This is a genomic window from Streptomyces sp. NPDC007901 (assembly GCF_042959465.1).
Classification (GTDB): Bacteria; Actinomycetota; Actinomycetes; order Streptomycetales; family Streptomycetaceae; genus Streptomyces.
This window is the reverse complement of the sequence record NZ_JBIBKW010000004.1, coordinates 612,646-626,668: the sequence shown is the minus strand read 5'-3', so window position 1 is coordinate 626,668 and position 14,023 is coordinate 612,646. Positions and strand designations below refer to the sequence as shown.

Genomic DNA, 14,023 nt, shown 5'->3' with positions numbered 1-14,023 from the left:
ACGTTTGACGCGACCTAACGTCATCGCACCGCCGACCCTGGTGGGAGTTCAAGGGCGAACGTTAGGTAATCCACTCATGCTGACCATCCTCGGCTTCACCATGATCGCGACCTTCCTGGTCCTGATCATGCTGAAGAAGATGTCGCCGATCGCGGCGCTCGTGCTGATCCCCGCGCTGTTCTGCGTGTTCGTCGGCAAGGGCGCCCACCTCGGCGACTACGTCATCGACGGCGTCACCAGCCTCGCCCCCACCGCGGCGATGCTCATGTTCGCGATCGTCTACTTCGGTGTGATGATCGACGTCGGCCTCTTCGACCCGGTCGTCCGCGGGATCCTGCGGTTCTGCAAGGCCGACCCGCTGCGGATCGTCGTCGGTACGGCCGTGCTCGCCGCGATCGTCTCCCTCGACGGCGACGGCTCCACCACCTTCATGATCACCGTCTCGGCGATGTACCCGCTGTACAAGCGCCTGAAGATGAGCCTGGTCGTGATGACCGGAGTCGCCGCGATGGCCAACGGTGTGATGAACACCCTGCCCTGGGGCGGCCCGACGGCCCGTGCCGCGACCGCGCTCAAGCTCGACGCCAGTGACATCTTCGTGCCGATGATCCCCGCGCTCGCCATGGGTCTCCTGTTCGTCTTCGCCCTCGCCTACGTCCTCGGCCGCCGCGAGCGCAAGCGGCTCGGCGTGCTGACGCTGGACGAGGTGCTGGTGGAGGAGTCGGAGACGGTCCTGGTGGGTGCGGGCAAGGCCCCGACACCCACCGGTGGTTCGGGCGCCGCTCTTCCCGAGTCCCCCGACGGCGACGACGAGGGCTTCCAGGGCCTCGACCCGCACCGCGAGACCCTGCGGCCCAGGCTCTACTGGTTCAACGCGGCGCTCACCGTCGCCCTGCTCACCGCCATGATCATGGAGTGGCTGCCGATCCCGGTGCTCTTCCTGCTCGGCGCGGCGCTCGCCCTGACCGTCAACTTCCCGCAGATGCCTGCCCAGCGGGCCCGGATCGCCGCCCACGCCGAGAACGTCCTCAACGTCTCCGGCATGGTCTTCGCCGCCGCCGTCTTCACCGGCGTCCTCCAGGGCACCGGCATGGTCGACCACATGGCCAAGTGGCTCGTCGGCAACATCCCCGACGGCATGGGCCCGCACATGGCCCTCGTCACCGGCCTGCTGAGCATCCCGCTCACGTACTTCATGTCCAACGACGGCTTCTACTTCGGCGTCCTCCCGGTGCTCGCCGAGGCCGGCCAGGCGCACGGGGTCCCCGCCGTGGAGATCGCCCGCGCCTCGATCATCGGCCAGCCGCTGCACATGTCCAGCCCGCTCGTCCCCGCCGTCTACGTCCTGGTCGGCATGGCCAAGGTCGAGTTCGGCGACCACACCCGGTTCGTGGTCAAGTGGGCGGCGCTGACATCCCTGGTGGTCCTCGGGGCAGGAATTCTGTTCGGGATCATCTGACCGATCCGTTGGAGGACTTCACCATGGCGCCCGGCAGGAACCGCGGCTGGCTGCTCCGTCTCGTCATCGCCTTCGGCTTCGCGCAGGGCGCGGTGTCGATGGCCCGGCCCGCCGTCTCCTACCGGGCGCTCGCGCTGGGCGCCGACGAGCGGGCCGTCGGTGTCATCGCGGGCGTCTACGCCCTGCTCCCGCTGTTCGCCGCCGTACCGCTCGGCCGCCGCACCGACCACGGCCGCTGCGCCCCCCTGCTGCCTGTCGGCGTGGTGCTGATATCCGGCGGCTGCGCGCTCAGCGGCCTCGCGAACTCGCTCTGGGCGATGGCCCTGTGGAGCGGGGTGATGGGCCTCGGCCACCTCTGCTTCGTGATCGGCGCGCAGTCCCTGGTGGCCCGCCAGTCGGCCCCGCACGAACAGGACCGCAACTTCGGCCACTTCACCATCGGGGCGTCGCTGGGTCAGCTGATCGGGCCGGTCGCGGCCGGTGCGCTGATCGGCGCACCCGACATGGCGGGCACGAGCGCGCTCGCGCTCGTGGTGGCGGGCGCGGGGGCGGCGGTCGCGTTCACGTCGTTGTGGCGCATCGAGGACCGTACGGCCCTCACGTCCCGGACGCCGGGCGGGGACCGGGTGCCGGTGGGCCGTATCCTGCGTGCCCGGGGCGTCCCCGCCGGCATGCTGATCAGCCTCTCGGTGCTGTCCGCGACCGACATCCTGACCGCGTACCTCCCGGTGGTCGGCGAGCACCGGGACATCTCCCCGGCCGTGATCGGTGTGCTGCTCAGTGTGCGGGCGGGGGCGACGATCGCCTGCCGGCTCGTCCTCACGCCGTTGCTGCGGCTGCTCGGCCGGCCGGTGCTGCTGACGGTGACGTGTCTGCTGGCGGCCGTGCTGTGCGCGGGGATCGCGCTGCCGGTACCGGTGTGGGGGCTCGGCCTGATGCTGGCCGTGCTCGGCTTCTGTCTGGGGGTGGGGCAGCCGCTGTCCATGACGACGGTGGTGCAGGCGGCGCCGGAGGGGGCGCGGTCGACGGCGCTGGCGTTGCGGCTGACCGGGAACCGGCTGGGGCAGGTGGCTGCGCCGGCCGCGGCGGGGGTGGTGGCCGGTGTGGCGGGGGTTGCCGCTCCGTTCGTGATGCTGGGGGCGCTGCTGTTGGTGTCCTCGGGGGTGGCTCTGCGGTCGCCGGAGAGGACGGAAGGGGCGCCTGGTGGGGTGGGGGTGGAGGTTCGGTCGCGGCTGGTGCGCCGTCGTGGTTGATCGCGCCCACGCGGCGGTAGCCGCATATCCCATGCAGCCCGCGCCCCTTCGGGGCGCGGCTCAACTGGTCCCTTCCTGAGGATTCGGGTACAAGTCTTCCCCCTGCCCCACACATTCCGTTAACTTCCGTGACCCACAGGTCCGTACGACCGGGGGCGGCACCATGGCACGCGCCATCTCTCTGCACAACGTGAGCAAGGCCTACGCGCGGGGTGTCCGCGTGGTGGACCGGTTGTCGCTGGACATCGCGCCGGGTGAGTTCCTCGTGCTGCTCGGGCCGTCGGGCTGCGGGAAGTCGACCGTGCTGAGAATGATCGCGGGGCTGGAGGAGGCCGACGAGGGTGAGTTACTCCTCGACGGCGAGTACGCCAACGACCTGCTGCCGGCCGACCGGGACATCGCGATGGTGTTCCAGAACTTCGCCCTCTACCCGAGCATGACCAGCCGCGACAACATCGGCTTCCCGCTGCGCATCGAGGCGCCCGGCGCGGATCCGCGCCCCCGGGTGGACGCCACCGCCCGCATGCTGGGCATCGAGGATCTCCTGGACCGCTTCCCCAGCCAGCTCTCCGGCGGCGAACGCCAGCGGGTGGCGATGGGGCGGGCCATCGCCCGGCACCCGTCGGCCTTCCTGATGGACGAGCCGCTCTCCAACCTGGACGCCAAGCTCCGCAGCCATCTGCGCGCCGAGATCTCCCGGCTGACCCGGGAGTTGGGCGTCACCACGGTCTACGTCACCCACGACCAGGCCGAGGCCATGTCGCTGGGCGACCGGGTCGCCGTGCTGCGCGGCGGGGTCCTGCAGCAGGTCGACAGCCCGCGGGCGGTCTACGCGCTGCCCCGCAACGTCTTCGTCGCCGCCTTCATCGGCACCCCGCGCATCAACCTGCTGCGCGGGGTGATCCGTGCCCCGCTCGACGGCGCGATGACGGTCCACCTCGGCAAACAGGCCCTGCCCCTGCCCGAACCGCTGTCCCAGGACCACAGGTTGCTGCGGGTGCAGCAGGGCCGGGAGGTGATCGTGGGGCTGCGTTCGGAGGCGGTGCGGATCGCCCGGCACTCCGCCGCCCGGCCCGGCGAGGTGCCGCTGACCGGTCTGGTGGAGCATGTCGAGTTCCAGGGGCACGAGGTCCTCGTCCACTTCGACACCGGTTCCCGGCCGGCCGTCGTACCGGATCTGGAGGCCCCGCGCCCGGTCGACCGGCCGGTCCGGCGCCGGCGGCGGGAGGGGACGACCGTGCTGGACCGGCTCCGGGACAGGGCGAGTTCGAAGCGGGCGGGACCCGTCGTCGTACTGGAGCATCCGGCGGACGCCGAGCCCGAGCCCGCGCCTTTGGAGGGGCGACTGCCCGGCGATCTGCTGGTGCGGACCACGCCCGACATCCAGCTCCGGCACGGTATGCAGATCCCGCTCCTCGTCGACCTCGCCCATCTGTTCGTCTTCGACCAGCACGGCGAACGGATCTGCCCGTCCCCGGCGCGGCTGCCGGACCTGGACGAGTGAAACCCGCCGGGAAACCGGGACCCGGGCATTGCCAACCCCCTATGAAAGGGGCATGCGCACTCATTCCCTCCGTAACCGGTCGGCCCTGGCCGTCGCCGGCATCCTGCTCGCCGGTGCTCCGACCGCGTACACGGCGCTGGCCGACGAGCGGCCCTCGGCCGCGCCGACGCGCGGAAAGCCGTACATCGAGACCCGGCTGCTCTTCGGCACCGCCCGCCCGGACGGCGGGCCCGCCGTCACCGACCGGCAGTTCATGGCCTTCGTCGACAAGGAGGTCACCCCGGACTTCCCCGACGGGCTCACCGTGCAGAACGCGCGCGGGCAGTGGCGGGACGCGCACGGCACGATCGAGAAGGAGCGGTCGTACGTGCTGATCCTGCTGTATCCCGAGTCGGCGGCGAAGGTCGGCGACCGGAAGGTGGAGGAGATCCGGCGGGCCTACGAGAAGGCCTTCGCGCAGGAGAGCGTGGGCAGGGTGGACGATCGGGCCCAGGTCGACTTCTGATGGTCCCGGGGCACGTCTGGCGCGCTAAAACTATCGCCGCTAGTTTGTGACTCGGACGACAGAGCCCCGCCGGGAGGAAGCAGCATGAAGGCACACGACGGCCTGTACATCGACGGCGCCTGGCGCCCCGCCGAGAGCCGGGACGTGATCGAGGTCGTGAACCCGGTCGACGAGCAGGTCGTCGGCCAGGTGCCGGCGGGCGGCGCGCTGGACGTCGACACCGCCGTACGCGCCGCCCGTGCCGCCCTCCCGGCCTGGGCCGCCACCCCGCCCGCCGAGCGGGCCGCCCGGCTCGCCGCGCTGCGCGACGCGCTGGTGGCGAGGAAGGACGAGATCGCCGAGACCGTGAGCGCGGAGCTGGGCGCGCCGCTCGCCTTCGCGCAGGCCGTGCACACGGGCCTGCCGATCGCGGTCGCGGGCTCGTACGCCGAACTGGCGGCCACCCACCCCTTCGAGGAGAAGGTCGGCAACTCGACCGTCTACCAGGAGCCGGTGGGGGTGGTCGGCGCGATCACGCCCTGGAACTACCCGCTGCACCAGATCGTCGCCAAGGTCGCCCCGGCGCTCGCCGCCGGCTGCACGGTCGTCCTGAAGCCGGCCGAGGACACCCCGCTCACCGCCCAGCTGTTCGCGGAGGCGGTGCACGAAGCGGGCCTGCCCGCCGGGGTGTTCAACCTGGTCACCGGCCTTGGCCCGGTCGCCGGGCAGGCGCTCGCCGAGCACCCGGGTGTCGACCTGGTCTCCTTCACCGGATCCACCGCCGTCGGCAGGCGGATCGGCGCGGTGGCGGGGGCCGCCGTCAAGAAGGTGGCCCTGGAACTGGGCGGCAAGTCCGCCAACGTCATCCTGCCGAGCGCGGACCTCGCCAAGGCCGTCAACGTCGGCGTGGCCAACGTGATGTCCAACTCCGGCCAGACCTGCAGTGCCTGGACCCGGATGCTGGTGCCCGCCGACCGGTACGAGGAGGCGGTGGAGCTGGCCACGGCCGCGGCCGCCAAGTACGGGGACCGGATCGGGCCGCTCGTCAGCGCCAAGCAGCAGGCACGGGTGCGGGGTTACATCGACAAGGGCGTCGCGGAGGGGGCCCGGCTGGTCGCCGGCGGCCCCGAATCCCCGCGCGAACAGGGCTACTTCGTCAGCCCGACCGTCTTCGCCGACGTCACCCCCGAGATGACGATCGCCCAGGAGGAGATCTTCGGCCCGGTGCTCTCCATCCTGCGCTACGAGGACGAGGAGGACGCGCTCCGGATCGCCAACGGCACGGTCTACGGGCTCGCGGGCGCCGTCTGGGCCGGGGACGAGACGGAGGCGGTGGCCTTCGCCCGGCGCATGGACACCGGGCAGGTCGACATCAACGGGGGCCGCTTCAACCCCCTCGCCCCGTTCGGCGGATACAAGCAGTCGGGCGTCGGCCGCGAGCTGGGTGCCCACGGCCTCGCCGAGTACCTCCAGACCAAGTCCCTGCAGTTCTGAGGAGGTTGCCCGCATGGCATTCCAGGTCCGCGCCGCCGTACTGCCCGCCGTGGGCGCCCCGTTGTCCGTCACCGGGATCGAACTCCCGGACCCCGGCCCCGGGCAGGTCCGGGTCCGCCTCGCCGCCGCCGGCGTCTGCCACTCCGACCTCTCCCTGTCCGACGGCACCATGCGGGTGCCGGTCCCCGCGGTCCTCGGCCACGAGGGCGCGGGCACGGTGGTGGCGGTGGGGGAGGGCGTCACCCGGCTCTCGCCCGGCGACCCGGTCGTCCTCAACTGGGCTCCCGCCTGCGGCCGTTGCCATGCCTGCGCGCTCGGCGAGGTCTGGCTGTGCGCCGACGCGCTGGCCGGCGCCGCCGACGTCCACGCCCACACGCTGGACGGCACCGAGCTCCACCCCGGCCTGAACGTGGCGGCCTTCGCCGAGGAGACGGTGGTCACCGAGTCCTGCGTGCTGCCCCTCCCAGACGGCATCCCGCTCACCGACGCGGCCCTCCTCGGCTGCGCGGTGCTCACCGGCTACGGCGCGATCCACAACTCGGCGCGGGTCCGCGAGGGCGAGACGGTCGCGGTGTTCGGCGTCGGCGGGGTCGGCCTCGCCACCGTCCAGGCGGCCCGGATCGCCGGCGCGTCCCGGATCGTCGCCGTGGACGTCTCCCCGGAGAAGGAGGAGCTGGCACGGGCGGCCGGCGCCACCGACTACGTCGTCGCCTCCGACACCACACCCCGCGCGATCCGCGCCCTCACCGCCCGACAAGGCGTCGACGTCTCCGTCGAATGCGTCGGCCGCGCGGTCAGCATCCGCGCGGCCTGGGAGTCCACCCGCCGGGGCGGCCGTACGACGGTGGTCGGCATCGGCGGCAAGACGGAACAGGTCACCTTCAACGCCCTGGAGCTCTTCCACTGGGGCCGCACCCTCTCCGGCTGCGTCTACGGCAACTCCGACCCGGCCCGCGACCTGCCGGTGCTCGCCGAACACGTCCGGGCGGGCCGTCTGGACCTGGGCGCGCTGGTGACGGAACGCATCGCCCTGGACGGCATCCCGGCGGCCTTCGAGAACATGCTGGCGGGCAAGGGCGGCCGGGCGCTGGTGGTGTTCTGAGCGGGGGGCGTCCTCACGCCGACTCCCGCGCCTCCTCGGGCCGTGTCTCCTGCGCGGCCACGACCCGGGAGGCGTGCCCCCGCGACCGGGACACCGCCACACCGGCCAGGCACAGCACACCGCCCGCGAGCGTCAGCACCCCGGGCACCTCGCCGAGCGCCGGCCACGACATCAGGACGACCAGCGCGGGCACCGCGTACGTCGTCGCGCCCATCTTGCCGGCCGTCGTCCGCGCCAGCGCGTAGGCCCACGTCGTGAACGCCAGGGCCAGCGGGAACACGCCCAGGTACAGCATGTTCAGGGTCGCGGAGAGCGGGGCGTCGGCCGCCTCGCCGACCAGCTGCCCGGAGAACGGCAGACAGGCGACGGCACCGATCAGACACCCGAACGTCGTCACCTGGAGCGCGCTCGCCCGGCCCAGCGCGGGCTTCTGCGCGACCACACCGCCCGCGTACGCGACGGCCGCCAGCAGACACAGCACCACACCCAGCACCGAGGAGCCGCCCCGGCCCGACATCGAAAGGCCGACGGTCACCGCACCCGCGAACGACACCGCCATCCCCGCCAGCAGCCGCGGCGGCATCGGGTCCCCGAGCAGCCGGGCGCCGAGCAGCGCGATCAGGATCGGGCCAATGTTCACGACCAGGGCGGCGGTACCGGCGTCCACCTGCTGCTCGCCCCAGTTCAGCACGACGCTGTAGAAGCCGAACCAGAGCAGCCCCGACACCGCGATACCGCGCCACGCGCCCCTGTCCGGCAGCCCCTCCCGCCGCACGACACACAACACCCCGAGCACCAGAGACCCGGACAGCAGCCGCCCGAGCGCGAGCGCGCCCGGCGAGTAGGAGTCCCCCGCACTACGGATCGACACGAACGCCGACGCCCACAGGACAACGGTGACGACAGCGGCGGCGGCGGGGAGAAAGCGCTGGGGGGCGCGAGCGGCGAGGTTCTTCATGAGGCCGAGGGTAGGGAGTGGGGGAGGACGGGGGCCGGCGGATTTCGGACGGGTGGCTTGAGCGCCCCGTCAGGGGCGCGGGGCAGTATCGATACGCGGCGCCGCCGCGTGGGCGCGACCAGCCCCCACCCACCCGCACCCGACAACCGGCCGGCGCACCCCTCACACCCCCTCCTCCACCCCCGCGAACTGCTCCCCCAACCCGTCCAGCAACGCCTGCAACCCCGTCTCGAACGCCCGCTCGTCGATCTTCTCCTGCTGGTCCGCCAGCAGATGCGCCTGCCCGAGGTGCGGATAGTCGGCCGGATCGTACGCGCTCGCGTCGTCCACGAACCCCCCGGCGAACGACCCCAGCGCCGAGCCCATGATGAAGTACCGCATCAGCGCCCCGATCGAGGTCGCCTGGGCCGGCGGCCACCCCGCGCCCACCATCGCGCCGTAGACCGCGTCGGCGAGCCGCAGTCCGGCCGGGCGGCGGCCGGGGCCCCGGGCGAGGACCGGGACGATGTTCGGGTGGTCGCGCAGCGCGGCGCGGTAGGACACGGCCCAGTCGTGCAGCGCGGTCCGCCAGTCCCGGCCGTCGCCGTCCTCGAACATCGACAGGTCGACCTGCGCGCTCACCGAGTCCGCGACCGCCTCCAGGATCTCGTCCTTGGTGCGGAAGTGGTTGTAGAGCGAGGGCCCGCTCACCCCCAGCTCGGCCGCGAGCCGCCGTGTGGAGACGGCCGCCAGCCCCTCCGCGTCCACGAGTTCCCGTGCCGCCAGGACGATCCGGTCGGTGCTGAGGAGGGGCTTGCGCGGTCGGGCCATGGCGCACATAGTAGGGCTGCAACGATAAACTAGCAGTGCTAATTTAAATGTACGGCCTTGAACGGCTTTCGGGATCCGACAGGGGTGGTCGCATGGTGAACCTGGGACTCGGCGAGGAGCAGGCCGCCGTACGGCAGCTCGCCCGGGACTTCGTGGAGCGGGAGATCGCCCCGCACGTGATCGCCTGGGACCGGGCGGAGGAGGTCGACCGGGGGATCGTGAAGAAGCTCGGCGAGGTCGGCTTCCTCGGTCTGACCGTCGAGGAGGAGTACGGCGGCTCGGGTGGCGACCACCTGTCGTACTGCCTGGTCACGGAGGAACTGGGCCGCGGGGACTCCTCCGTGCGCGGGATCGTGTCGGTGTCCCTCGGGCTCGTCACGAAGACCATCGCCGGCTGGGGGACCGAGGAGCAGAAGCGGCGCTGGCTGCCGGGGCTGACCTCCGGCACCTACGTCGGCTGCTTCGCCCTCACCGAACCCGGCACCGGCTCCGACGCGGGCAACCTCACCACCCGTGCCGTTCGCGAAGGCGACGAGTACGTCGTCAACGGCACCAAGATGTTCATCACCAACGGCACCTGGGCCGACGTGGTGCTCCTCTTCGCCCGCTCCGCCGACGCGCCGGGACACAAGGGCGTCTCCGCCTTCCTGGTGCCGGCCGACACGCCCGGCCTCACCCGCCGCGCCGTGCACGGCAAGCTCGGGCTGCGCGGCCAGGCCACCGCCGAGCTCGTGCTGGAAGACGTCCGGGTCCCCGCCTCCGCGATGCTCGGACCGGAGGGCAAGGGCTTCTCCGTCGCCATGTCGGCGCTGGCCAAGGGGCGGATGTCGGTGGCGGCCGGCTGCGTCGGCATAGCCCAGGCGGCGCTGGACGCGGCCGTGCAGTACGCCGGGGAGCGCGAGCAGTTCGGCACGCCGATCGCCGGGCACCAGCTGGTCCAGGAGCTGATCAGCGACATCGCCGTCGACGTGGACGCGGCCCGGCTGCTGACCTGGCGGGTCGCCGATCTCATCGACCGCGGCCTGCCGTTCGCCACCGAGTCCTCCAAGGCCAAGCTCTTCGCCTCCGAGGCCGCCGTGCGCGCCGCCAACAACGCCCTCCAGGTCTTCGGCGGCTACGGCTACATCGACGAGTACCCGGTCGGCAAACTCCTGCGCGACGCCCGCGTGATGACCCTCTACGAGGGCACCAGCCAGATCCAGAAGCTGCTCATCGGGCGGGCGCTGACCGGCGTTTCGGCGTTCTGAGTACGTCCCTGAGTATCCCGGCGGATGTGGCGCGGGCCACGTCCGCCGATGCTGGACCCATGAGTGAGACACCCGTCAGACAGCAGAACACCGCCGCCTTCTACGGCCAGGCCGTCGCCTCCTTCGGCATCGCGATGGCGGCCACCGTCATCGGCATCTTCCGGCTGCAGGCCGACGCCTGGGTGCGCGGCTTCCTCGGCATCGCCGTCCTCTACCTCGTCACCTCCGCCTTCACGCTCGCGAAGGTCATCCGCGACCGCCAGGAGGCCGGCCAGATCGTCAGCCGCGTCGACCAGGCCCGGCTGGAGAAGCTGCTCGCCGAACACGACCCCTTCGAGAAGCTCTGAAGGGCTTCTGGAAAGCTCTGAGCGGGCACACTAAGCGCTCGCTCAGCTTCGGCGGTATGGTGGAGCTCCGGTATCGAGAGGGGCGAGGCGAGCAATGAGTACGGCGGAGGAGACGACCGGCGGCGAGATCGAGCCGTGGGAAGAGGTCACCCCTGACGCGGCCCGGCGACTGCTGGTCGCCGCCGTGGAGGCCTTCGCCGAGCGCGGCTACCACGCCACCACCACCCGCGACATCGCGGGCCGCGCCGGCATGAGCCCCGCCGCGCTCTACATCCACTACAAGACCAAGGAAGAGCTGCTCCACCGGATCAGCCGCATCGGTCACGACCGGGCCCTGGAGATCCTCCAGACGGCCGCCCGGCGTGAGGGCACCGCCACCGAGCGGCTCGCCGACGCCGTCAGCTCCTTCGTCCGCTGGCACGCCGGGCGGCGCACCACCGCCCGGGTCGTGCAGTACGAACTCGACGCCCTCGGCCCCGACGCCCGCGCCGAGATCCTCGACCTGCGCCATCAGGTCGACGCCGAGGTGCGCGGGATCATCCAGGAGGGCGTCGAGTCCGGCGAGTTCGACGTCATCGACGTGCGCGGCACCACCCTCGCGGTGCTCTCGCTCTCCATCGACGTCGCCCGCTGGTTCAACGTGAACGGCCCCCGGACCCCCGAGGAGGTCGGCGCGCTCTACGCCGACCTCGTGCTGCGGATGGTCGGGGCCAAGTAGCCGCCCGCCGTCCTCAGAGGTAGTACCGGGACACCGACTCCGCGACGCAGACCGGCTTGTCGCCGCCCTCGCGCTCCACGCTGAAGGCGACCGTCACCTGGACGCCGCCCGTGACGTCCTCCACCCCGGTGATGGTCGCGGTGGCGCGCAGCCGGGAGCCGACCGGGACGGGGGCGGGGAAACGGACCTTGTTGGTGCCGTAGTTCACGCCCATCTTCACGCCCTCGACCTTGATCAGTTGCGGGCCGAAGAGCGGGAGCAGCGACAGGGTCAGATAGCCGTGCGCGATGGTCGTCCCGAACGGGCCCGCGGCCGCCTTCTCCGGGTCGACGTGGATCCACTGGTGGTCGCCCGTCGCCTCCGCGAACAGGTCGATCCGCTTCTGGTCGACCTCCAGCCAGTCGGTGTGGCCCAGCTGCTCGCCCACGGCCGCCTTCAGGTCGTCGGGGGAGGTGAAGATCCTCGGTTCTGCCATGTCGCCGGCCCTCTCGCACTCGCACACACATTGTCTAAGCAACTGCTTAGCATGGTCGGGTGCGGATCCGCTGTCAACGGACTGCGGTCCGCGTCCGATGGGTAATCTCTGCGGGGTGCCGCAGATTCCCGAGAAGATCCACGAGCTGAGCGTCGGCCAGCTGTCCGCGCGCAGCGGCGCCGCCGTCTCCGCACTGCACTTCTACGAGGCCAAGGGCCTCATCAGCAGTCGGCGGACCTCCGGCAACCAGCGCCGCTACACCCGTGACACCCTGCGCCGGGTCGCCTTCGTCCGGGCGGCGCAGCGCGTGGGCATCCCGCTGGCCACGATCCGCGAGGCGCTCTCGGAACTCCCCGAGGAGCGCACCCCGACCCGGGAGGACTGGGCCCGCCTCTCCGAGGCGTGGCGGGCGGAACTGGACCAGCGCATCCGCCACCTCAACCGCCTGCGCGACCATCTCACCGACTGCATCGGCTGCGGCTGTCTGTCGTTGGACACCTGTGTGCTGTCCAACCCGGACGACGTCTTCGGTGAACGGCGGGCGGGGTCCAGGCTGCTGCCGGAAGGGACCGAGCGCCGGCCGTAGGGGTGGCCGGGCGGCGACTACGGCCACGGCCCGTACCGGGCCAGCCCCGCGGCCACCAACTCGGCGTTGGACCGCGCCCGTCCGCCGTCCGGCAGGAGCAGGGTGTCCTCCAGGCCGACGCGGGTGGCCAGTCCGAGCCGCCCCGCGAGCCGCAGCACCGGCCAGGTGCCGCCCTCCTCGCCGTGCAGGAGGACCGGTCGGCCGCGGGCCGCGCCCAGCTCGGCGAGCAGGGTGCGCGCCGACTCCTCGGCCGTGTCCGGGTCGGGGTCCGTCACCTCGGCCAGCACCCTGAGCACACGCGGGCCCAGGGGGGAGGCCGCGAACCGCGCCGCCCCGTCCGTCCCCGACCAGATGCCCGCCTCCACGCCGATGTCCAGGTCCAGCAACCGCGCCGCCAGTTCCTCGGCGCCCGGTTCGTGCCAGTTGACCGAGGCGAAGTCCGGCCGTACCGACCAGGACCGGGCGCGCTCCAGCCGGGCCGTCGGGTCAGGTTCGGTCCAGGCGCCCGTGGTCACGCCGACCGGCACCCGCACCCGCGCCCGTATCGCCTCCAGCGCCGGGCCGACCGCGCGCGGGGACAGACTCTCGTGCCCGCACGGCGTCCTCGGGTGGACATGGACCTCCGTGGCCCCCGCCGCCACCGCCTCGGCCGCGGACCGGGCCAGCGCCGCCGGTGACAACGGCACCCCCGCGCCGTCGGCGCCCGTACGGCGTCCGTTGAGACACACCTGCAGCAGCCGCGCCATGTCCCGATGGTGCCAGGCACCACTGACAAGGGCCGGTTCTCCCGGCAGTTGGGGGGTGCGGCATCCCCGGCGCACCCCCGTGTGATCAGGCCGACATGAGCAGCCGCCCGCGCCTGGCGCAGGCCAGGGCGTCGGCGGTGAGCACCGGACGCGGCACCAGGATCCCGCAGTCCGCGCAGACCGGACCGGCGGAGGGCTCGTGGTCCAGGTCGTACTTCCAGATGAGGCGCTCCCCCGCGCACACCGGGCAGACCGTGCCCGGCTCGCGCTCCAGGGCGGCGATCAGCCGTCGCAGCACCTCGGCGAGTGGTTCGTCGGGATGGACCCGTGGGTCGTCGCACCAGGCCACTCCGAATCCGCCCCAGGTCAGCCGGTGCCAGTCGTCCACGCTGCCCGGGCGGCGCAGCCCGTCGTGCTTCTCCTTCTTGCGGCGCTCGGCGAACTCGACCTCATAGGCCAGCCAGACCGCCCGCGCCTCCTCCAGCTCCTCCAGTGCGCCCACGAGACGCGCCGGATCGGGGGACCGGTCCTCGGGGCCGAACCCGGCCCGCGCACACAGATGGTCCCAGGTCGCGCGGTGCCCGTAAGGAGCGAACCGCTCCAGGCACTTGCGCAGTGAGTAACGCCGCAGCGCCAGATCGCACCGCGGGTCTCGCACCTGTCTCGCCAGACTCCGGAAACCGGCCATCGCCCTGCACCTCCGTCACACCTGCACCTGTACTTCGGTCACTTCGGCGTCGCCGCACGGACTTCGCGCGACGTTGCCGTATAGACGTATCGACACGCGAATCGGCTCCATCCGATTTCCGATGCCGTCCATAAGGCCGCCCGCCTTGACCG

15 protein-coding genes are annotated in these 14,023 nt (G+C 72.1%); 10 read left to right on the top strand and 5 right to left on the bottom strand.

Annotation, left to right across the window (positions count from 1 at the left end; all coding sequences use genetic code 11):
* Positions 1–76: 76 nt before the first annotated feature.
* From ACFZDK_RS17465 to ACFZDK_RS17440, 6 genes are all read left to right on the top strand, one after another.
* Complete coding sequence (locus ACFZDK_RS17465) at positions 77–1,459, top strand: citrate:proton symporter (RefSeq protein WP_390973322.1); 1,383 nt, start codon at positions 77–79, stop codon at positions 1,457–1,459.
* 23 nt (positions 1,460–1,482) lie between these two features.
* Positions 1,483–2,712 carry an MFS transporter gene (locus ACFZDK_RS17460; RefSeq protein WP_390973321.1) on the top strand — a complete coding sequence of 410 codons (1,230 nt, stop codon included), beginning with the start codon at positions 1,483–1,485 and terminating at the stop codon, positions 2,710–2,712.
* 163 nt (positions 2,713–2,875) lie between these two features.
* Positions 2,876–4,216 (top strand): ATP-binding cassette domain-containing protein, encoded by a 1,341-nt coding sequence (locus ACFZDK_RS17455; RefSeq protein WP_390973319.1) that lies wholly within the window; start codon positions 2,876–2,878, stop codon positions 4,214–4,216.
* A gap of 52 nt (positions 4,217–4,268) precedes the next feature.
* Complete coding sequence (locus tag ACFZDK_RS17450) at positions 4,269–4,721, top strand: DUF3574 domain-containing protein (protein ID WP_390973317.1); 453 nt, start codon at positions 4,269–4,271, stop codon at positions 4,719–4,721.
* Between the two features lie 84 nt (positions 4,722–4,805).
* Positions 4,806–6,194 (top strand): aldehyde dehydrogenase family protein, encoded by a 1,389-nt coding sequence (locus tag ACFZDK_RS17445; protein ID WP_390973315.1) that lies wholly within the window; start codon positions 4,806–4,808, stop codon positions 6,192–6,194.
* 13 nt (positions 6,195–6,207) lie between these two features.
* A complete protein-coding gene (locus ACFZDK_RS17440; RefSeq protein WP_390973313.1) occupies positions 6,208–7,296 on the top strand; it encodes a zinc-binding dehydrogenase in 1,089 nt (362 codons plus the stop codon).
* Positions 7,297–7,309: 13 nt separating this feature from the next.
* On the opposite strand, the gene ACFZDK_RS17435 is transcribed toward ACFZDK_RS17440, so the two are convergent.
* Positions 7,310–8,254 carry an EamA family transporter gene (locus tag ACFZDK_RS17435; protein ID WP_390973312.1) on the bottom strand — a complete coding sequence of 315 codons (945 nt, stop codon included), beginning with the start codon at positions 8,252–8,254 and terminating at the stop codon, positions 7,310–7,312.
* Positions 8,255–8,416: 162 nt separating this feature from the next.
* Positions 8,417–9,064 carry a TetR/AcrR family transcriptional regulator C-terminal domain-containing protein gene (locus ACFZDK_RS17430; protein ID WP_390973310.1) on the bottom strand — a complete coding sequence of 216 codons (648 nt, stop codon included), beginning with the start codon at positions 9,062–9,064 and terminating at the stop codon, positions 8,417–8,419.
* Positions 9,065–9,159: 95 nt separating this feature from the next.
* Between ACFZDK_RS17430 and ACFZDK_RS17425 the strand changes: the two genes are divergently transcribed.
* From ACFZDK_RS17425 to ACFZDK_RS17415, 3 genes are all read left to right on the top strand, one after another.
* Complete coding sequence (locus ACFZDK_RS17425; RefSeq protein ID WP_390973434.1) at positions 9,160–10,311, top strand: acyl-CoA dehydrogenase family protein; 1,152 nt, start codon at positions 9,160–9,162, stop codon at positions 10,309–10,311.
* 59 nt (positions 10,312–10,370) lie between these two features.
* Positions 10,371–10,658: a YiaA/YiaB family inner membrane protein gene (locus ACFZDK_RS17420; protein WP_355717777.1), complete on the top strand. Its 288-nt coding sequence runs from the start codon at positions 10,371–10,373 to the stop codon at positions 10,656–10,658.
* 94 nt (positions 10,659–10,752) lie between these two features.
* Entirely contained in the window at positions 10,753–11,376 is a 624-nt protein-coding gene (locus ACFZDK_RS17415) for a TetR/AcrR family transcriptional regulator (RefSeq protein WP_355717780.1), read from the top strand.
* 13 nt (positions 11,377–11,389) lie between these two features.
* Here the strand turns inward: ACFZDK_RS17415 and ACFZDK_RS17410 are convergent, their stop codons facing one another.
* Positions 11,390–11,851 (bottom strand): MaoC/PaaZ C-terminal domain-containing protein, encoded by a 462-nt coding sequence (locus tag ACFZDK_RS17410; protein ID WP_390973308.1) that lies wholly within the window; start codon positions 11,849–11,851, stop codon positions 11,390–11,392.
* A gap of 115 nt (positions 11,852–11,966) precedes the next feature.
* On the opposite strand from ACFZDK_RS17410, the gene soxR reads away from it, so the two are divergent.
* On the top strand, positions 11,967–12,437 hold the full coding sequence (soxR, locus tag ACFZDK_RS17405; RefSeq protein WP_359209042.1) for a redox-sensitive transcriptional activator SoxR: 471 nt from the start codon (positions 11,967–11,969) through the stop codon (positions 12,435–12,437).
* Positions 12,438–12,454: 17 nt separating this feature from the next.
* On the opposite strand, the gene ACFZDK_RS17400 is transcribed toward soxR, so the two are convergent.
* Both ACFZDK_RS17400 and ACFZDK_RS17395 read right to left on the bottom strand, forming a co-directional pair.
* Positions 12,455–13,174: a 3-keto-5-aminohexanoate cleavage protein gene (locus ACFZDK_RS17400; protein ID WP_390973432.1), complete on the bottom strand. Its 720-nt coding sequence runs from the start codon at positions 13,172–13,174 to the stop codon at positions 12,455–12,457.
* Between the two features lie 94 nt (positions 13,175–13,268).
* Entirely contained in the window at positions 13,269–13,871 is a 603-nt protein-coding gene (locus tag ACFZDK_RS17395) for a hypothetical protein (RefSeq protein ID WP_390973306.1), read from the bottom strand.
* Positions 13,872–14,023 lie beyond the last annotated feature (152 nt).

Excerpts from the sequence above, each read along its gene's own strand:
- ACFZDK_RS17455 (WP_390973319.1), top strand. The coding sequence starts at position 2,876 with ATGGCACGCGCCATCTCTCTGCACAACGTGAGCAAGGCCTACGCGCGG.
- ACFZDK_RS17395 (WP_390973306.1), bottom strand. The coding sequence starts at position 13,871 with ATGGCCGGTTTCCGGAGTCTGGCGAGACAGGTGCGAGACCCGCGGTGC.
- ACFZDK_RS17445 (WP_390973315.1), top strand. The coding sequence starts at position 4,806 with ATGAAGGCACACGACGGCCTGTACATCGACGGCGCCTGGCGCCCCGCC.
- ACFZDK_RS17435 (WP_390973312.1), bottom strand. The coding sequence starts at position 8,254 with ATGAAGAACCTCGCCGCTCGCGCCCCCCAGCGCTTTCTCCCCGCCGCC.
- ACFZDK_RS17465 (WP_390973322.1), top strand. The coding sequence starts at position 77 with ATGCTGACCATCCTCGGCTTCACCATGATCGCGACCTTCCTGGTCCTG.
- ACFZDK_RS17460 (WP_390973321.1), top strand. The coding sequence starts at position 1,483 with ATGGCGCCCGGCAGGAACCGCGGCTGGCTGCTCCGTCTCGTCATCGCC.
- ACFZDK_RS17420 (WP_355717777.1), top strand. The coding sequence starts at position 10,371 with ATGAGTGAGACACCCGTCAGACAGCAGAACACCGCCGCCTTCTACGGC.
- ACFZDK_RS17430 (WP_390973310.1), bottom strand. The coding sequence starts at position 9,064 with ATGGCCCGACCGCGCAAGCCCCTCCTCAGCACCGACCGGATCGTCCTG.
- ACFZDK_RS17415 (WP_355717780.1), top strand. The coding sequence starts at position 10,753 with ATGAGTACGGCGGAGGAGACGACCGGCGGCGAGATCGAGCCGTGGGAA.
- ACFZDK_RS17450 (WP_390973317.1), top strand. The coding sequence starts at position 4,269 with ATGCGCACTCATTCCCTCCGTAACCGGTCGGCCCTGGCCGTCGCCGGC.
- ACFZDK_RS17410 (WP_390973308.1), bottom strand. The coding sequence starts at position 11,851 with ATGGCAGAACCGAGGATCTTCACCTCCCCCGACGACCTGAAGGCGGCC.
- ACFZDK_RS17440 (WP_390973313.1), top strand. The coding sequence starts at position 6,208 with ATGGCATTCCAGGTCCGCGCCGCCGTACTGCCCGCCGTGGGCGCCCCG.